This window comes from Nocardia sp. NPDC055165, from assembly GCF_053606985.1.
Map to the genome: position 1 here is coordinate 311,584 of NZ_JBSGSS010000008.1, position 18,195 is coordinate 329,778.

The 18,195-nt window shown below is 66.5% G+C and carries 16 protein-coding genes; 10 read left to right on the forward strand and 6 right to left on the reverse strand.

Annotated elements, in window-relative coordinates; genetic code table 11:
* Positions 1-44 precede the first annotated feature (44 nt).
* Positions 45-1,193: an acyl-CoA dehydrogenase family protein gene (locus ACWFRF_RS19195; RefSeq protein WP_379317732.1), complete on the forward strand. Its 1,149-nt coding sequence runs from the start codon at positions 45-47 to the stop codon at positions 1,191-1,193.
* A 71-nt stretch (positions 1,194-1,264) separates the two neighbouring features.
* Here ACWFRF_RS19195 and ACWFRF_RS19200 read toward each other — a convergent pair whose 3' ends face one another.
* Together ACWFRF_RS19200 and ACWFRF_RS19205 are read right to left on the reverse strand one after the other, a co-directional pair.
* On the reverse strand, positions 1,265-3,430 hold the full coding sequence (locus ACWFRF_RS19200; RefSeq protein ID WP_452451296.1) for a 3-hydroxyacyl-CoA dehydrogenase NAD-binding domain-containing protein: 2,166 nt from the start codon (positions 3,428-3,430) through the stop codon (positions 1,265-1,267).
* 37 nt (positions 3,431-3,467) lie between these two features.
* Entirely contained in the window at positions 3,468-4,682 is a 1,215-nt protein-coding gene (locus ACWFRF_RS19205; RefSeq protein WP_378629992.1) for an acetyl-CoA C-acetyltransferase, read from the reverse strand.
* A gap of 78 nt (positions 4,683-4,760) precedes the next feature.
* Here ACWFRF_RS19205 and ACWFRF_RS19210 point away from each other — a divergent pair, with 78 nt between their 5' ends.
* The 7 genes from ACWFRF_RS19210 (at position 4,761) to ACWFRF_RS19240 (ending at position 11,549) form a co-directional block, all read left to right on the forward strand.
* Complete coding sequence (locus ACWFRF_RS19210; RefSeq protein WP_452451365.1) at positions 4,761-5,417, forward strand: TetR/AcrR family transcriptional regulator; 657 nt, start codon at positions 4,761-4,763, stop codon at positions 5,415-5,417.
* 219 nt (positions 5,418-5,636) lie between these two features.
* Positions 5,637-7,046, forward strand: a complete 1,410-nt coding sequence (gene hpnE, locus ACWFRF_RS19215) for a hydroxysqualene dehydroxylase HpnE (protein ID WP_378990148.1) — start codon at positions 5,637-5,639, stop codon at positions 7,044-7,046.
* 124 nt (positions 7,047-7,170) lie between these two features.
* The gene (locus ACWFRF_RS19220) at positions 7,171-8,400 is read left to right on the forward strand and encodes an acyl-CoA dehydrogenase family protein (protein WP_378990149.1); all 1,230 of its coding nucleotides are present in this window, start codon (positions 7,171-7,173) and stop codon (positions 8,398-8,400) included.
* The gene (locus tag ACWFRF_RS19225; RefSeq protein WP_387444771.1) at positions 8,400-9,548 is read left to right on the forward strand and encodes an acyl-CoA dehydrogenase family protein; all 1,149 of its coding nucleotides are present in this window, start codon (positions 8,400-8,402) and stop codon (positions 9,546-9,548) included. The genes ACWFRF_RS19220 and ACWFRF_RS19225 overlap by 1 nt, the downstream gene beginning before the upstream one ends.
* Positions 9,549-9,550: 2 nt before the next feature.
* A complete protein-coding gene (locus ACWFRF_RS19230) occupies positions 9,551-10,171 on the forward strand; it encodes a QsdR family transcriptional regulator (protein WP_378990151.1) in 621 nt (206 codons plus the stop codon).
* A 14-nt stretch (positions 10,172-10,185) separates the two neighbouring features.
* On the forward strand, positions 10,186-11,010 hold the full coding sequence (locus tag ACWFRF_RS19235) for an enoyl-CoA hydratase-related protein (RefSeq protein ID WP_378990152.1): 825 nt from the start codon (positions 10,186-10,188) through the stop codon (positions 11,008-11,010).
* An 86-nt stretch (positions 11,011-11,096) separates the two neighbouring features.
* Entirely contained in the window at positions 11,097-11,549 is a 453-nt protein-coding gene (locus ACWFRF_RS19240) for a MarR family winged helix-turn-helix transcriptional regulator (RefSeq protein WP_379318283.1), read from the forward strand.
* Positions 11,550-11,638: 89 nt separating this feature from the next.
* Here ACWFRF_RS19240 and ACWFRF_RS19245 read toward each other — a convergent pair whose 3' ends face one another.
* On the reverse strand, positions 11,639-11,920 hold the full coding sequence (locus ACWFRF_RS19245) for a hypothetical protein (protein ID WP_378990155.1): 282 nt from the start codon (positions 11,918-11,920) through the stop codon (positions 11,639-11,641).
* 82 nt (positions 11,921-12,002) lie between these two features.
* Positions 12,003-13,544: an MFS transporter gene (locus ACWFRF_RS19250; protein WP_452451300.1), complete on the reverse strand. Its 1,542-nt coding sequence runs from the start codon at positions 13,542-13,544 to the stop codon at positions 12,003-12,005.
* A gap of 106 nt (positions 13,545-13,650) precedes the next feature.
* Between ACWFRF_RS19250 and ACWFRF_RS19255 the strand changes: the two genes are divergently transcribed.
* Positions 13,651-14,259, forward strand: coding sequence for a TetR/AcrR family transcriptional regulator (locus ACWFRF_RS19255; RefSeq protein WP_387444764.1), 609 nt, complete (start codon positions 13,651-13,653; stop codon positions 14,257-14,259).
* A gap of 88 nt (positions 14,260-14,347) precedes the next feature.
* On the opposite strand, the gene ACWFRF_RS19260 is transcribed toward ACWFRF_RS19255, so the two are convergent.
* On the reverse strand, positions 14,348-15,664 hold the full coding sequence (locus ACWFRF_RS19260; RefSeq protein ID WP_452451301.1) for a lipase family protein: 1,317 nt from the start codon (positions 15,662-15,664) through the stop codon (positions 14,348-14,350).
* A gap of 166 nt (positions 15,665-15,830) precedes the next feature.
* Positions 15,831-16,388 (reverse strand): TetR/AcrR family transcriptional regulator, encoded by a 558-nt coding sequence (locus ACWFRF_RS19265; protein ID WP_452451303.1) that lies wholly within the window; start codon positions 16,386-16,388, stop codon positions 15,831-15,833.
* Positions 16,389-16,836: 448 nt separating this feature from the next.
* Here ACWFRF_RS19265 and ACWFRF_RS19270 point away from each other — a divergent pair, with 448 nt between their 5' ends.
* Entirely contained in the window at positions 16,837-18,135 is a 1,299-nt protein-coding gene (locus ACWFRF_RS19270) for a PucR family transcriptional regulator (protein WP_452451305.1), read from the forward strand.
* Positions 18,136-18,195 lie beyond the last annotated feature (60 nt).

Below are 18,195 nucleotides of genomic sequence, written 5' to 3' on the forward strand. Positions count from 1 at the left end.
TCTGTTTCCGCAGATTGAGGCAGATTGCGTCCTGGGAGGCACGGATGACCGCACAAGCGGGCTGGGTAGACGATGAGATCGAAGCCGTTCGCGAACTCGCGACGAAGTTCTTCGAGAAAGAGGTGCTTCCTGGCGCCGAGCGGTACAAACAGCAGGGTCACCCCGACCGTGACCTCTACCTCAAAGCAGGCAAGCTCGGGTTGCTGGCCCCGTCTGTTCCCGAAGAGTACGGCGGCGGAGGCGGCACCTTCGCCCACGAGGCGGCGATCATCGAGGCCCAGTCGAAGGCAGGCGACACCTCCATGGGCCTCGCGATCCACTCCGGGATCATCGCGCCCTACCTCGTCGAGTTCGCCTCCGAAGAGCTCAAGGCGCGCCTGCTGCCCAAGGTGGTCAGCGGCGAGTGCCTGCTCTCGATCGCGATGACCGAACCGGGAACGGGATCGGACCTGCAGAACATTCAGACCAGGGCGGTGCGCGACGGCGACGAGTACGTCATCACCGGTTCGAAGATGTTCATCAGCAACGGCGCGCTCTGCGACGCGGTCATCATCGCCGCCAAGACCGACCCCGACAAGGGCGCCGCCGGGGTGTCGCTCATCGTCGCGGAGGTCGGTGACGACACCCCCGGCTTCACCCGCGGGCGGACCCTGTCCAAGATCGGCGGCACCGGCCAGGACACCGCCGAGCTGTTCTTCGACGGCCTGCGGGTGCCGGTCGGCAACCTGCTCGGCGAGGCCGAGGGCCAGGGCTTCTATCAGATGATGAAGCTGCTCCAGCAGGAGCGACTCGTCTGCGCGGTGATGGCCGTGGCGTCGATGGAGGCCGCGGTCGCGATGACCATCGCCTACACCAAGGATCGGCAAGCGTTCGGAAAATCGCTGCTCGGCTTCCAGAACACCAAGTTCGAGCTCGCCGAGTGCGCCACCATCGCCAGAATCGGTCGCGTCTTCCTCGATGACTGCCTCACCGACCACCTGGCAGGCGAGCTCGACGTGGCAACGGCGTCGATGGCCAAGTACTGGCTCACCGATCAGTTGAGCGTGGTCGCCGACCGCTGCCTGCAGTTGTTCGGCGGATACGGGTTCATGACCGAGTACCCGATCTCGGAGATCTTCACCAGTGCGCGGGTGCTTCGTATTCTCGCGGGAACGAACGAGATCATGAAGGAACTGATCGCCCGTTCGCTGTAGCCCGTTCCAGCACAGAACCCCCGCCGCCCGGTATTCCCGGGCGGCGGGGGTTCTGTTCGTCGTCGTGACCGTCAGCCGAGAGTTTCCCCGGCGGCGGCCTTGACTCGCAACGACTCCGGGACCTCGAACCGGTCGCCGTAGGCGGCCCGCAGCTCATCGGCACGCGCGACGAAGCCGGCCAGACCGCCCGCGTACTGGTTGATGTACTGGATGACGCCGCCGGTCCAGGCCGGGAACCCGATGCCGAAGATGGAACCGATGTTCGCGTCCGGCACGGTGCGCAGCACACCCTCGTCGAAACACCGCACGGTATCGAGGGATTCGGCGAACAGCATCCGTTCCTGCATGTCGATGAACGCGATGCCGTGATCGTCGCGGGTGTACTTCTCGACCAGTCCCGGCCACAGGCCCAGCTTCTTGCCGTCGGCGTCGTATTCGTAGAAGCCGCGACCCTCGAGCCGGCCCGGGCGCTCGAAGTCGTCGACCATCGCGTCGACGAGCGGGTACGCCTTCGAGTCGACCCAGTTCTTGCCCTCGGCGAGCAGATTCTCCTTCAGGCTGCGCCGGATCTTCTGCGCCAGCTTCATATTGATCTCATCGGCCAGCGCCAGCGCACCGACCGGGTACCCGGCCTGGGTGGCGGCTTGTTCGACCGAGGCCGGATGCACGCCCTCGGCGACCAGCGAGATCGCCTCGTCCATGAACTGGCCGATCACCCGGCTGGTGAAGAAGCCGCGACTGTCGTTGACCACGATCGGGGTCTTCTTGATGGCGAGGGTGTAATCGACGGCACGGGCGATCGCCTCGTCGCTGGTCTGCTCGCCGACGACGATCTCGACCAGCGGCATCTTGTCCACCGGGGAGAAGAAGTGCAGTCCGATGAAGTCCTTCGGCCGCTGCACGCCCGTGGACAGATCGGTGATCGGTAGGGTCGAGGTGTTGGATCCGAGCAGCGCGTCCGCGTTCACCAGGTGTTCGATCTCGCCGAACACCTTCTTCTTCAGACCCGGATCCTCGAACACCGCCTCGACGACGAAGTCGCAACCGGCAGCATCGGCGGAGTCCGCGGACGGGTGGATGCGACCGAGGATCTCGTCGTACTTGTCCTGGGTGATCGCGCCCTTGCGCAAGGCCTTGTCGAGCAGCTTGGCCGAGTAGGCCTTTCCGCGCTCGGCCGCCTCGATCGTGACGTCCTTGAGCACGACCTGCATGCCGGCGCGGGCCTGCACATAGGCGATGCCCGCGCCCATCATGCCCGCGCCGAGCACGAGGACCTTCTCCGGCGTGCGCACGGGGAAGCCTTCGGGGCGGCTGCCGCCCTTGTTGATCGTGCCCAGATCGAAGAACAGTGACTTGATCATGTTCGTCGAGACCTGGCCACAGATCAGGCGGGTGCAGTAGCGGGTCTCGATCGCGAACGCGGTGTCGATATCGACCTGCGCGCCCTCCACCGCGGTCGCGAGCACCGCGATCGGTGCGGGCATCGGCGAACCCTTGAGCTGCTTGCGCACATTCGCCGGGAACGCGGGCAGGTTGGCCGCCACCGCCGGGCTCGACGGGGTGCCGCCGGGGACTTTGTAGCCCTTCACGTCCCACGGCTGCGCGGCCTCGGGGTTGGCCGCGATCCAGGCGCGAGCCTTGTCGAACATCTCCTCGCGGGTGGCGGCGACTTCGTGAACGATGCCGACCTGCAACGCCTTCGCGGGCTTCATCCGCTGGCCCTGGCCCACGACGTTGAGCACCGCGCTGGTGATGCCGAGCAGCCGAACTGTCCGGGTGACACCACCGGCACCGGGCAGCAGACCGAAGGTGACCTCGGGCAGGCCGAGCAGGCTGCCCTTGGCGTCGAGCGCGATCCGGTGATGGGTGGCCAGCGCGACCTCGAAACCGCCGCCGAGCGCGGTGCCGTTGATCGCGGCGACCACCGGCTTACCCAGCGTCTCGAGCCGACGGAACGCCGCCTTGTAGGTGTCGAGGCCGAGTGCGATCTGCGGTGCGGTCTCCGGTGTCGCGTTCATCAGCAGGTTCAGGTCACCGCCGGCGAAGAACGTGTCCTTGCCAGAAGTGAGGATGACCCCGTCGAAGCTGTCGCGCTCGGCCTCGAGCCGGTCGACGGTCGCGGTGAGGTCGCGCGCGAACGCCTCGGTCATCGTATTGGTCGACTGGTTCGGGTCGTCCATCGTGAGCACGAGCACCCGATCGGCGCCGAGTTCCCAGGCAATCATGTTGTCAGTCATTGCTTTTCGTTGTTCCTTCGGTATCGGAGTCCGACGCTCAGACGCGCTCGATGATGGTGGCGATGCCCATGCCACCGCCGATGCACAGCGTGATCAGCGCGCGGCGCGCTCCTCGTCGCTCGAGCTCGTCGACCATGGTTCCGGTGATCATGGCCCCGGTCGCGCCGAGCGGGTGGCCCATGGCGATGGCGCCGCCGTTGACGTTGAGCTTCTCGTCGGGGATGTTCAGCTTCTTCTGGAAGTTGAGCACCACCGAGGCGAAGGCCTCGTTGAGTTCGAACAGGTCGATGTCGTCGACCGTGAGCCCGGCCAGCGCCAGCACCTTCTCGGTCGCCGGGACCGGGCCGGTCAGCATGATCGTGGAATCGGCGCCGCTCACCGCGGAGGCGACGACTCGGGCACGCGGCGTGAGACCCGCGGCGACACCGGCGGATTCACTGCCGATGAGTACCAGCGCCGAACCGTCGACGATGCCGGAGGAGTTGCCGGCGTGGTGGACGTGGGTGATCTTCTCGACGTGGTGGTAGCGCTGCATCGCGACGGCGTCGAAGCCGCCCATCTCCCCCATCGCCGCGAACGACGGGGTGAGCCCGGCCAGGCTTTCCACTGTGGTGTCGGGGCGCATGAACTCGTCGTGGTCGAGCAGCACCGCGCCGTTGATATCACGCACCGGGACAATGGATTTGGCGAAGTAGCCACCCGACCAGGCGGCGGCGGCCTTGCGCTGCGAGCGCACCGCGAAGGCGTCGACGTCCTCACGGGTGAAACCCTCGATCGTGGCGATCAGGTCCGCGCCGACACCCTGCGGCACGAAGTAGGTGTCGTAGTTGGTGACCGGATCCATCGCCCACGCGCCGCCGTCGGAGCCCAGCGGAACCCGCGACATCGACTCCACGCCACCGGCGATGACGAGCTGCTCCCAGCCCGACCGCACCTTCTGGGCGGCGGTGTTGACGGCCTCGAGACCCGAGCCGCAGAACCGGTTGAGCTGCACGCCGGCGACGGTGTCGGGCAGCCCGGCCGCCAAGGCGGCGGTCTTGGCGATATCGGCACCCTGATCGCCGACCGGCGACACGACGCCGAGCACGATGTCGTCGATCGCCGCCGGATCGAGTCCGGGATGGCGGGTCTTCAGTTCGTCGATGAGCCCGACCACCAGGTCGAGCGGCTTGACGCCGTGCAGGGCGCCGGTCTTCTTGCCACGCCCACGCGGCGTGCGGATCGCCTCGTAGATGAATGCCTCGGTCATGATTCTCTCTCCTCGCTCGAATCTGACAACAGGATGCAGCAGATTTGGAAATCTGACAAGGCTTTGTGGCAGACTCGGCGCATGGTCAAGGATCGTGCGTACGCGGGTGTGCCTGCCGAACAGCGGCGCGCGCAGCGCCGGGTCACGTTCCTGGAGGCCGCCAGGGAGATCGTCGGCACCCAGGGCTCGGCCCGGCTCACCGTCGGCGGCCTCTGCCGCCAGGCCGGACTGACCGAGCGATACTTCTACGAGAGCTTCACCAACCTGGACGCCGTCGTCACCGAGGTCTACGACCAGGTCATCGGTGAGCTGACCGAGCTCATCGCCGTCCGTGTGCGCGCCGCCCCCGACCCCCTGCGCGACAAGGTGCACGCGGCCATCGCCGCGGGCCTGCAGGCGGTCGCCGACGACCCGCGACTGATCCGCATCGCCTTCACCGAAGCCCAGCTCAACCCCGCCCTCAACGCACGCCGCACGGCGACGATTCGCGGCTTCGCCGCGCTGGTGCTGGCGACGGTGAACAAGCAACTCAGCCCCGAAAGCACCGGCGCCGCGGGCGCATACGGCGAGCTCGCCGCTATGCACCTCGTCGGCGGGCTGTACGAGACCGTGTACGGCTGGCTCAACGGAGCACTCGATCTGACCAGAGACGAGCTCGTCGACGAATCGACCGAGATCTTCCTCGCCGTCGTCGAGCAGATCCTGGGACCCGACAGCCTCCTGAGGCGCCGGAGCTAGCCCGACGCCCCGATCAACCGCGCGGCGCACTCCTACCGCCGCGCACGTGCTGACCCCTTTCGGACGCGAGCGCTTCGCGCCTCAGCCGCGATCGGCCGGGCAGCGAGTTCCGTTCCGCACGAGCGGTTTCCATTCTGTACGAACACATCGAGGTTGTGCGAGTATGACTGACAAATTCTCTCATTCATTCTCACATTCATCGATTGCCCGGAGGTACCGATGGGGCAGCAAGAATCCCCGCACGTCCTGGTCGCGGGGGCGGGCCTGGCCGGATTGGCCACGGCGGTCTGGCTCGCGGAGACAGGCCACCGCGTCACCCTCGTCGAGAAGCGAGGACGCCTCGGCGGTCGCACGATCTCGTTCGAGGTGCCCGGTATCGAAGGCAGGGTCGACAACGGTCAGCACCTGTTCGCCGGTTGCTATGACGCACTGCTGCGCTACGTCGATACCATCGGCACGCGCGAGCAACTCTTCTGGGACGCCCCGCCGTTCGCGATCAGGACCGGGCCCGACCGGCTGCTGACCCTGCGCGCGCCCGCCTGGCTGCCGGGCACGCTGCGCCGCGCCGTCGGGCTGTCCTGGATGGTGTGGCCACCGATCCCGCTGCGCGAACGGCCCGCCGCCCTGCGCACCTGGGCGCGGATCGCCCGCGCCGCGCTGCGCCCGGCACCGGAGCTCGACGACCTGACCGTCGATCGCTGGTTCAGACAGATCGGTGCGCCGCAATCGTTGCGCGCGTTGGTGCTCGATCAGTTCGTCATCGGTCTGCTCAACGAGAAGACCGAGCGGGTGTCGGCCTCCCTGTTCGTCCAGACCCTGCACTGGATCGGCAAGCGCGCGCTGTCAGGGAACAGCAGGGCCGGTGACGCGGTCTGGCCGCGGGTGAGTCTGCACGAGTTGTTCGTCGCACCCGCCGAGCGCTATCTGAGGGCACACGGCGCGGAGATCGTCGTCGGTGCCGGAGTCACCGATCTCGAGATCGTCGACGACGGGCTCGCCGGTGTGCAGCTCTCCGACGGGCGGGTCATCGAGGTGGACGCGGCGGTTCTCACCTTGCCGCCGTGGTCGCTGACAACACTGCTCGATCGCGGCCGGCTCGGGCAGTACGACCACTTCACTCCCGTGCGCAAGATCGAGCCCGCCCCGATCTCGAGCGTGTATGTGTGGCTGGATCGTCCGCTCAGGATGCGCAGGCTCGCGGAGAATCTGCGCGACACCACCATCGAGTGGGTTTTCGACACCACGGGGATGCACGGCGTCGAGACCGAGGCAGGGCACTGTTACTCACTGGCCGTGAGCGCCTCGTGGGATGTCGTCCATCTACCCAATGCCGAATTCACCGCGGCGGCACTGCGATCGCTGGCCGAGCACTACCCCGAGTTCGCCGAGGCGCAGGTGCTGCGCACCCACGTCATCCATCAGCCGCAGGCGACCTTCTCGGCGCAGCCCGGTTTCGACGCGCTGCGCCTGCCACAGCGCACGCCGATCGAGGGCCTGTTCCTCGCGGGCGACTGGACCGAGACCGGCATGCCCTCGACGATGGAGGCCGCTGCCGAGAGCGCGGTCCGCGCCGTCGGCGCAGTCCACGAATATCTCGTCCCCCATACCGGCGACAGCAGAATTAAGTGACTCTCCATTCTAGGTGCTGACGCCTCAACATCCCTTGATTCCGGACTGAGACAGAAGTACATTGTGTCTCACGCGACCGCAGGTCTGCATGGGCGCAATGGAGCACATCCCTCCGGGAGGGTTGATGGATTACGACTGGTCAGCAGCTGATCTCTCCTTTCAAGACGAGGTTCGCACCTTTCTCGACGAGAAGCTGACACCCGATCTACGCCGTGCCGGACACTTGGCGACCAGCGTCTATCCGGATCACGAAGCCAGCATGAAGTGGCAGCACATTCTTCACGATCGCGGCTGGGCGGCACCGGCATGGCCGGTCGAATACGGCGGCTGCGACTGGAGCCTCACCCAGCACTACATCTTCGGCCGGGAACTGATGCAGGCCGGTGCGCCCGCGCTGTCGCCGATGGGCATCAGAATGGTCGCGCCCGCGATCGTCGCCTTCGGCACGACCGAGCAGAAGGCGTACTACCTGCCACGGATTCTCACCGGTGAGGTGTTCTTCTGTCAGGGGTATTCGGAGCCGGAATCCGGTTCCGATCTGGCATCGCTGACGATGGCCGCCGTCGACGACGGCGAGGACTTCGTGTGCACCGGAAGCAAGATCTGGACCACCCACGCGACCGAGGCGAATTGGATCTTCTGCCTCGTGCGCACATCGCGCGAGGGGAAGAAGCAGGAGGGCATCACCTTCGTGCTCATCGATATGACCTCGCCGGGTATCGAGATCCGCCCGCTGGTGATGACCTCCGGTGAGCAGGTGCAGAACCAGGTCTTCTTCGACGGCGTCCGAGTGCCGAAAAGCAATGTGCTCGGCCAGATCGACGACGGCTGGACCGTGGCGAAGTATCTGCTCGTACACGAACGTGGTGGGGCACTGTCGCCGATGTTGCAGGTGATGGCCCAGGAAGTCGCGACCGCGGCAGCCGGGCAGACCGGCCCGGACGGCAATCCGCTGATCGATGACGCCACCTTCGCGGCGAAGCTGGCCGAGGCACGGATTCGCACCGAGGTACTCGAGATCCTCGAGTACCGAACGCTGTCGGTACTGGCGCAGGGCAAGAACCCCGGCCCCGCCTCGTCGATGCTCAAGATCCTGGCCACCGAACTGAGCCAGAAGATCACCGAATTGGCACTCGAGGCAGCGGGACCGCGCGGGCGGGTGTACCAACCGCATGCGACGAAACCCGGCGGCCCGATCGCCGGATTCCAGCCACCGGCCGACGGCTACCGCAGCGGCGACGAGTGGCAGGCCGTCGCACCGCTGCGCTACTTCAACGACCGGGCAGGCTCGATCTACGCGGGCAGCAACGAAATTCAGCGAAATATTCTCGCCAAGGCAGCATTGGGGCTCTGATGGACTTCACCTTCACCAAAGAGCAAGAACTCCTGCGTGATTCGGTGGCCGGATTCCTCGGTGCCCGGTACGACCTGGAGCAGAGTCGGAGCGCGGTCAAGTCCGGCGCGGGGTGGCAGCCCGCGGTGTGGCGCGGTTTCGCCGAAGAGTTGGGCATCCTCGGTGCGACCCTGCCCGAGAATGTCGACGGTATGGGCGGTGGGCCGGTCGAAATGATGGTCATCGCCGAGGAACTCGGGCGTGCGCTCGTCGTCGAACCTTATGTCGACACGGTGATCATCGGGGCGGGTCTGCTGCAACGCTGCGGCGGGACGGCTGCCGATGCACTGGTGCGGCAGATCGTGGCCGGTACGGCGCGCACCGCGTTCGCCGCACTCGAGCCGACGTCGGGTCATGCGATGCACGATCTTTCGACGACCGCGCGCCGCGACGGCGATTCGTGGGTGATCGACGGCAGCAAGACCGTCGTGACCAGTGCGCCGTTGGCGACCCATCTGATCATCAGCGCGCGCACCTCGGGTGCCCGGCGCGACGAATCCGGCATCTCGTTGTTCCTCAGCGAGTTCGATGCGGCGAATCCGCCGGCCGGGGTCGAAATCCACTCCTACCGGACGATCGACGACCGGGCCGGTTCCGATATCACCTTCACCGAATTCCGATTGCCCGCCGCCGCACTGCTCGGAGCGGAAGGCCAGGCATGGTCGTCGATCGAGGCCACAGCCGACGAGGCGATCGCGGCGATCGCCTCGGAAGCGGTCGGATGCATGCGCAAGGTGGTGGCGGATACCGTCGAATACGCCAAGCAACGCCGGCAATTCGGTCAGCCGATCGGCAGCTTCCAGGTTCTGCAGCACCGCATGGTCGATATGTACATGGAGCTCGAGCAGGCGATCGCCGCAGCGTATCTGGCGATCCACGCACTGAACGCGGCACCGGCGGTTCGGGCGCGGGCGGCATCCGCGGCCAAGGTCACCGTCAGCCGTGCCGCTCGATTCATCGGCCAGAACTCCGTTCAGCTACACGGTGCGATGGGCATGACCGAAGAACTCGCCGTCGGCCACTACTTCAAGCGGCTGACCGCGATCGAGCACGAATTCGGATCCACTGACCACCACCTCGCTCGCTACGCCGAGCTGACGAGGCCGTAGTCGTGACCAGCGGCGAAAGTTCGTCGCCGCAACCGGAGGACCCGGCCTCGAGCACGCCTGCGAAACCGGCGCGCGAGGATGTTGTCGACCTCGCGCGCCGGTGGTTCCTCGAGGGCCGCCGAATCGATATGCAACAGCTGGCCCGGACATCCGGGATCGGCCGCGCCACGCTGTATCGCTGGTGGGGAAGCCGGGAAGTCGTCATCGGTGAAGTGGTGTGGCGGATCATCGCGGAGGCGATCGGTCGCGTCGAGGCACGTGGCGCGAGTGTGTCCGAGGATCCCGCCGGACGCTTCGTCCGCCACTTCGGCACCCTCGCGGATACGGTCCGCACCTTCGAACCGCTGACCCGATTCGTCGCCGACGACCCGGAATACGGCTTGCGCGTACTGACTTCCGGATACTCCGTCGTCCAGGGCCGAATGATCGACTGGGTCGCATCACGACTGACCGACCTGCCCGATCTGGATCCGCGTATCGAAGTCCGCGATCTCGCCTACGCGATCGTGCGCGTCGGCGAAGCTTTCGTCTGGAGCGACATCATCACCGGCGACCCGCCACAGTCCGGCAAGGCCACCGCCATGGTCGAGCTGCTCGTGTCCGCCGCATCCGGCAAACGTTGAACCGAGGAGTCGAATTGTCCTACAAAACCATCATTTACAGCGTTGATGCGGCTGTCGCCACCATCACGCTGAACCGTCCCGAGGCGCGCAACGGCTTCACCACCGCGATGGCCGACGAACTCGGCGCTGCCTTCACCGAAGCCGACCGCGACGACGCCGTTCGCGCGGTGATCTTCGCCGCCGAGGGGCGTGACTTCTGCGTCGGCATGGATCTCACAGCGGACGGATCCGAGGAGGACGTCACCGATCCCGACTGGGTCGAATGGTCCACCCGGGTCGTGCGCCCGATGACCGACCTGAACAAACCCGTCATCGTCGCCATGCAGGGCGCTGCCATCGGCGTCGGCCTCTCCATGACCCTCGCCGCCGACTTCCGCCTTGCCGCAACCGATTCTCGCTTCGGTTTCGTCTTCGCCCGCCGGGGCCTGTTCCCCGAGGGTGGTTCGCTCTGGTTCCTGCCGCGCATCGTCAGCCTGGCCAAAGCCAAGGAGTGGATGATCACCGGCCGCGTTTTCGGCGCCGACGAGGCCCTCGCCGCAGGCCTGGTCACCAGCCTGCACGCCCCCGAAGACCTCCTGCCCGCCGCTCGGGCCCTTGCCGCCGAACTGACAACCCAGGTCGCCCCTGTCTCCGTAGCAGCCATCCGCCGGGGGCTGGTCGCCATGTCCGGCGACAAGACCCCCGACGACGTCTTCGCACTCGACGCCCGCCTCATCTCCTACGCTTTCTCCAGTGCCGACCTCCGCGAAGGCATCATGTCCTTCCTCCAGAAGCGCCCACCTCGCTTCACCGGCACTGTGGCCACCGAGCTCCCCCACCTCGACGATTGGCTGTCCTGAACTGGCGCAGCTGCTTCGGCAGGCTGTCCCGCCCGGCTGAGGACTGTCCCCGGCCGGGACAGCGGGCATTTTTGTTCGTAAAGTTCATGATTGTGTCACCGAACTCGAATACCGCGGCTGTGGCCGGGGCGCTGTCCTTACTGACTGTGAGACTCGATCGCCTCCTGCGCCTGCATCACACCGACCAGCCGATCTCGTTGGTCCAACGCTCAGCGCTCACCACCCTCGTCCGCGACGGCGCCATGTCCTCGGGCGCGCTCGCCGTCAAAGAAGGAGTGCGGCCGCCATCGATGACGCGCACGATCAACGCGTTGGCCGCGCTGGGACTGATCGAGCGCAGACCCCACCCGTCCGACGGCAGGCAGGTCGTCGTCGCGGCCTCGCGATCGGGCCGGTCACTGCTGACCGACAAAGTCTCGGCTCGTGATGCCTGGCTCGCCGGGCAGTTGAGCAAGCTCTCCGACGAGCAGGCCACCCTGCTGAGGCAGGCCGTGGTGATCATGAGCCACATCGGCGAGGCGGAACCCCTCCCTGAATGATCGTCTCGCCAGGGCGTGATGGACCGGTCGGCTCGCCTCGAGCTCACCGGCCACAGCGATGTCAGGCGACCGTCGTGGCTGGATCCGCCTCAGATCCGGCGCATGAAGGCGAGCGTGTAGTAGACGTTGTCGATGTTGCGCTCGACCACGCTGACCAGTTGCCACCCCTGCGATTCGAGCATCTCGACACCGTTGAGCAGGTGCACGACAGGTTCGAAGATCGCGCGCTGATACGCGGCCGAACCGAACACAAAGCCGCCGGTCTGCGGTGAGCTCAGCACCAGGTTGCGACGCGGATAGGACCGCAGGTCCACCGCACCGTTCAACACGGCGATGACATCGAAAACAGGCCCGGGCGCAGGAGCATTCACGCCCTCATCGTCCTACACCCACCGGGCGCCCGGCACCTTTCGTACCACCACGACCGAACGCGGAGATCGTTCTCGCCGTGACCTATCCGCGCGAGGCCACGGTTTCGGCGGTCTTGTCGGTGCGGCGTCTGCCCGGCGCCCACACGGCGATGAGTACGGCCGCCCCGATGGTCAGGAATCCCAGCACGGTCGCGGACTCCTGCATGCCGTGGATGAACGCGGACTTCGCGAAATCGCCGAGCTGCTGCGCGGGCGGGCCCACGCGCTCCACCACCTCGAGCGCGGCCGCGAGCGAGTCACCGACCGGTTCACGCGCGGCCTCGGGGAGGCTGGGCAGGGCGGGGGCGATGCGCTCGCCGTAACCCGCCGCGAGCACGCTGCCCGCGATCGCGATGCCGATGGCGGCACCGATTTCACGGGCGGCATCGTTGACCGCCGCGGCTACACCGTGCTTCTGCACGGGGGTGCCGTCGACGATCGCCGCTGTCGCCGGCGCGGTGGACAAACCGATCCCCGCGCTCATCAGCAGCAACGGGCCGAGGAGGTCCCCATAGGAAGTGTGCGAATCTACTTGCGCGATCATGAGCATCGCGACCCCGATCGCCAGCAAACCGGCAGAGGCGGGGATTCGCAGGCCAACCCGTTCCGCCACCCTGGGCGCGATCACGGAGATCACCACCATCGGGATGCCCATGGGAGCGAGCGCGAGTGCCGACATCAGCGGACGGTAGCCCAGAATCAGCTGAAAGTACTGCACGACCAGCATGAACAGGCCGAAGGTGACCAGGAACTGCACCGTCACTATCGCGGTGCCGCTGCCGAAGCCCCGGTGCGCGAAGAGCCGGGTATCGATCAACGGGTGCGCGACCCGTCGTTCGATAGCGACGAAAGCTGTTGCCACGGTCAGCCCTACAGCGGTCGCGCCGATCACTATCGGATCGAGCCAGCCGCGTACGGGCACCTCGATCGCCGCGACCACGATCGCACCGATCGCCACGGCGCTGGTGACCGCACCGAGCGGGTCCATCGCGGACCTCGAGGTGTCCACCGACTCGGGCAGTGTGAAGGCTGCCACCGCGAGCATCGCGCCCGCGACCGCCATCCCGGCGAAGATCGAAGCCCAAGACCAGTTTTCGATCAGAACGCCCGAACCGAGGATGCCGAGGATCGCGCCGACGCCCGCGACACCGGCCCACAATCCGACCGCGCTGCTCCGCCGTTCCTCCGGAAATCCGGCGGTCAGCAACGACAGCGTGGACGGCATCACCAGCGCCGCGCCGACTCCTGTCACGACCCGCGCGACGATCAGCCACGTCGGGCTGTCGAGCAACAAGGGAGCCGCTGAAGCGAACGAGAAGATGACGAGCCCCGTGACGAGAACGACGCGCCTGCCGTACCTGTCACCGATCGCACCCCCTGGCAGGACGAGGCAGGCCAGCGCCAGCGTGTAGCCGTCGACAATCCAGGTGAGTTCGGCCTGGCTCGCCCCGGTGTCGGCCGCGATCTCCGGCAACGCCGTATACAGCGCGGCCATCGACGAGGTGACGAGAACTACCGCGAGACAAGACAAGGTGAGCAGCCAACGCTGGGCCGCGGACAATCGGTCGCGTCCGGGGGGAACCATCGGGCCTCCGCTACTGTCAGTATCGCTTCGCTACTATGTGTAGCATAAGTATCTGACGGGAGGTAGACCGTGGGAAAGGTCCACCGGCAGAGGAATACTGGACGATATGAGCGGAACTGACGCCGCCGAGGTCGACCCACGCCGGGTGCGCTCACGCGCCCGGCTACTCGATGCGGCCTCCGCGCTCCTCCAGGACGGCGGCGTGGAAGCGGTCACCGTCGAGGGCGTGACCAGGTTGTCCAAGGTCGCCAGAACCACCCTGTACCGGCATTTCGACAACGCGATTCAGCTACGCGCCGCCACCATCGAACGGCTGCTGCCGTCGGCCCTGGAGACCCCGCCCGAAGGCCCGCTGCGCGAGCGCCTCATAGCCCTATTGGAACGCCAGGCCGAGGCGATTCGAGACACGCCACTGCAGGTGTCGACCTTGGCGTGGCTGGCGACCGGCTCGGACCACAACGCCGACAACGCGGCCGTAAGCTCGCTGCGCCAGCGCATCATCGACCACTATCGGGTGCCGTTCGACCAGGTGCTCGATACCCCCGAGGCCCACCGGCAACTGGGCGAATTCGACACGTACTTCGTACTGTCGCAATTGGTCGGGCCACTCGTTTTCGCGAAGCTCATCGGTCTACGCGCATCGACCCCGCAGGATTGCGCTCGGATCGTCGACGACTTCCTCGCGGCGCGCGCCGAGACTCCTCCGGCGTCCTGAATCCCGCCTGCGCGCCACCATCATTCGCACCACCGTCGACGCAGTCCACCCGGCCGTGCTGCCGATCGCCGGGACCGGCAGCACGACATCACAGATCCGATGTCAGCGAGTTGCCCTCGGGAATCGTGCCGCAACTCGATCCAGCGGCCTCGCCGGCGAAGCGCGCATCGATCCACGAGACAGCGCCGACAGTCCAGGCAGCCAACGTCGGGATGTGACTGAGCTCGTCGTATTGCCGGTATTCGACGAAGGGGTTGCCGTCCGCGCAGTACCGGCGGGCGAGGCGACGGACATCTCCGGCGACCATGACGCCGTCACCGGTGCCGACCGTCGGCTTGCTCCCGTCCGTACCTTCCATGACCCCGTTGGCACCCTGGGCGATGTAGAGCGGGATGGTCGGGGTCGGCGCGTTCGCGAGGTTGACCTTCTCGACCGCTTCAACAAGGGGCGCAACACTATTGGGGTCGGCGTACTCGGGCTTGACCATCTGCTGCCACGACAGGCCGGGATACTGGAACAGCACATTGGCGATCGACGCGGACCGCAGTGCGGCGACGACCTGCGCGCCGTACGCACTCAGGTAGGGCGAGAAATCGAGGTCATAGGAGCGCGCGACACCGATGACCGCCATCGCGGCGACACCGGACCAGCCGACGCTGCCGCTGACATAGCGCAGGTTGTGCGCGGGATTGACCAGCAAGCCGCCCTGGGTGGCGCCGACGAGTTCGGCGTTCACATCGGGGGCGTAGTCCGGCGCCAGCGCCGCGGCCCAGTCGGTCGCGATCGCGCCGCCGGAATAGCCGACCAGACCGATCCGTGTCTGCGCCGTGAGCCCGGTGGCCTCCGAACGGACCGCCGCGCGGATCGAGTCGAGTGTGTTCATGCCGTACTCGGGCCCCGCCGCGAAATTCGCTTGCTGCCCTTCGGTATCGGCGATGATCACCGTGTAGCCGCGCGCGAGGAGGTCCGCGATCACCGTGGCCTCCGAGGTCAGGACCATACCGCCGAAGCTGACGTCACCGGCGATCGAGCGTGAGGGTCCGTGCTCCGGGTCGAGCGAGTCATAGAAGGACTGGTAAGCGACCGCCCGAGTCGGATCCACTCCACCGGGCGGGATCAGGATCGAGGTGACGTTGGCACTCGGCCGATACCGGGCATCGGTGGTCCGGTACAGCAATTGCACCGCGGTGATCGGCGTGGGGATGCCGACGAGGTGATAGGTCGTGGTCCGGCTGTCGAGGACAGCTCCGGGCGCGAGGTCGGCCAGCGGCGTGTCGTCGCGGTAGCTGTAGAACGGGTCCGATGCCGCAGAGACCAGTGGCGCGAACACTGTGGTCGAGGCGAACGCGACCGACAGCGCGGCGATCGCCGACATCATCGGGGCGACCGAGCGTGCATTCTTCAAGAATTTCCCCTGAAATCTGATACCGCCACCGGATGGAATCCAGCAGCCATTCGAACGAGGCCGAGTACGGGATCGACACGAATTCCCGACCACAACCGGACACGAATATCCGGTTGCTGGAACGTATTGTTGACGAAATGGCCCCGCTCCGTCAAGTACTCGAGTTCTAGTCACACAGGGCGTGCAGCAACAGGCCCCGGCATTTGCCCGCCACCGATGCCCGTTCACATTCCGGCGTCTTGTTCAGCAGCGCACCCAGCATTCCCACGGCGAGGAAGATCTCCTCGGCGGTGACGCCCCGGCGCACACTGCCACGACGGCTGCCGTCGGCGAGTTTCTCGTCGAGCAAGGCGTACAGGCGGGCGATGATGCCCACCAGGCGCGGGTCGCTGCTGTCCGCGACACGGAACAGATCGAACAGCACAGCAACCTCGACGATTTGGTCGAAGATCTCCGCCAGCAGCTCGTCCAGCGTCGAGTCGACATTGGCGACCATCGACTCCAGCTGGCCGAGATTCTCCTCGAAGACCGCGAGGATGATCGCCTCTCGGTTCGGAAAGTGCCGGTACAGGCTGCCTTGACCGACGCCCGCCGTACGCGCGATCAGGTTCAGCGGAACGTCCAGGCCGTGTTCGGCGAATGCGGCCTTCGCCGCGACGAGCAGGGCGAGACGATTCTCCGCGGCGGCAGCAGGTCCCCTGTTGGTACGGCGCGGCGAGCTCATCCGGCCAACGTTACCCATCGGCCGATCCCATCCGGCACCGAACGGCGCCGGACGCCGCTGTCGATGCGCGCGCCCGAGCTCCGTCGACGCGCGCCCATCACCTGAAGAATTGTTGAATCAACAATTCGAAGAATTGAGCCGACGCCAGACAGCTTCCGGCACCACACTGTACGGAATTCATACGCGGCCCGGCGTTGACCTATTCGAATCTAGCAGCGAAACCCTGCCTTACCAAACGAATGTCAGACATTTGTCCGCCATTCCAACCGCGAATGCGCGATTGGTACGCCCCCACAATCTCTACCCGCCTTCCATCGCGGACCGGGAAACATCCGGACACAACAGTCCGGTTGCGCTAAGGTGCACCTATGCCGGCTTCCGCTCCCTCCGACAGCACATCCGGGCGCCGCGCGCGGCCGACCCGGCGCGACCACCACCTGACCGTGCGGTGAAGACGGCGATCCCGCGCACGCAACGCCACGTCCGCGAGCCGATGCCCGCGTCCGCGGAGGACACGGCGCAGGCCTTCGAATGGCTCACGGCTTTCGCACTGCGGATGCGATCCGAGGCCGAGTCCGAGCCGATCCTGTCCGCCGTCGACTCCGCGATCCAGGAGACCTTCCCGCACTACCTCGCCGACGTCGAAGTCCATCGAGAAGTCCGGGCGGCCACCAGAGCCCACTGGTTGGGCTTCCTCGCGGTGATCGGGCGCACGCAGTTCGAGGCGCGGCCACCCGCCGAGGCAGTGAACGGCGCACGGACCGTGGCCCGCCGCGGCTACGGCGTGGACATGCTGCTCAAGACCTACCGCGCCGCGCAGCGGGGGTTGTGGCGATACATCACCCAGGTGCTGCACCAGCAGATCCCCGATCCCGAACTGCGCGGGGCTGTCCTGGTCATCTTCTGGGAGCACAGCACCCTGTGGCTCGATACCTGCCTCGACGGCATCGTCGCCGCCTACATGGGCGAGCGTGAGCACCACACCCGCAATTCCGATGCCCAGCGCACAGAGATCGTGCAGGCCATCTTGCGCGGGGAACCGGCACCACCGGCCGATTCGCCCGACAAACTCGCACACTCGATGGACAACGTCCATGTCGCGCTTGTTCTCTGGACCGACCCCGAGGTGCCGGCGCGATACGCCACCGGTCTGCTGCGTGACTACGCGGCCCAGATCGCGCGCGCACTCGGGGCGCCCCCTCCGCTCCTGATCAGCAGTGGCGTCCACGGTTTGTGGGCCTGGATCGCGACGTCGCATCTCCCGGACATCGCCGCGGTGGCGCCGCCGCCGAGCGCACACCTTCATCTCGCGCTCGGCACCCCCCGCCCCGGCGTGGCGGGCTTTCGGCGAAGCCATCTGGAAGCCTGTGCCGCTCAGCGGATCGCGACCAGCGCACAGAATTCCGGCGCGGTCACCGCCTACCAGGACATCGACCTGGTCTGCCTGCTCACCGGCGACGGAGACATCGAGTCCGTGCGCGCGCTCATCGAACGCGAACTCGGGCAACTCGCCGATCGGAGCGAGCAAGGCGCCCGTCTCCGCGACACCGTGTTCGAATTCCTCTGTGCCGGAGGCAATATCGATGCGGCCGCGAGCCGGCTCGGCGTGCACGGCAATACCGTCCGGTACCGGCTCAAGCAGGCGGAGCGCCGGTTGGGTCATCCGATCGAGAGCCGACGGGTCCACCTCGAGCTGGCGCTGCGCTGCCTCGAAGTCTATGGCGAGCAACTACTTCCAGCACCGTAGCCTCGCGAACGACGGGCGGGCGGGTCGATACGACAGCGCCCGCCCGTTCTCGTTCGCGTC

Coding starts and splice junctions, on each gene's coding strand:
- ACWFRF_RS19195 (WP_379317732.1), top strand. CDS start 45: ATGACCGCACAAGCGGGCTGGGTAGACGATGAGATCGAAGCCGTTCGC.
- ACWFRF_RS19200 (WP_452451296.1), bottom strand. CDS start 3,430: ATGACTGACAACATGATTGCCTGGGAACTCGGCGCCGATCGGGTGCTC.
- ACWFRF_RS19210 (WP_452451365.1), top strand. CDS start 4,761: ATGGTCAAGGATCGTGCGTACGCGGGTGTGCCTGCCGAACAGCGGCGC.
- hpnE (WP_378990148.1), top strand. CDS start 5,637: ATGGGGCAGCAAGAATCCCCGCACGTCCTGGTCGCGGGGGCGGGCCTG.
- ACWFRF_RS19220 (WP_378990149.1), top strand. CDS start 7,171: ATGGATTACGACTGGTCAGCAGCTGATCTCTCCTTTCAAGACGAGGTT.
- ACWFRF_RS19225 (WP_387444771.1), top strand. CDS start 8,400: ATGGACTTCACCTTCACCAAAGAGCAAGAACTCCTGCGTGATTCGGTG.
- ACWFRF_RS19240 (WP_379318283.1), top strand. CDS start 11,097: ATGATTGTGTCACCGAACTCGAATACCGCGGCTGTGGCCGGGGCGCTG.
- ACWFRF_RS19250 (WP_452451300.1), bottom strand. CDS start 13,544: ATGGTTCCCCCCGGACGCGACCGATTGTCCGCGGCCCAGCGTTGGCTG.
- ACWFRF_RS19255 (WP_387444764.1), top strand. CDS start 13,651: ATGAGCGGAACTGACGCCGCCGAGGTCGACCCACGCCGGGTGCGCTCA.
- ACWFRF_RS19265 (WP_452451303.1), bottom strand. CDS start 16,388: ATGAGCTCGCCGCGCCGTACCAACAGGGGACCTGCTGCCGCCGCGGAG.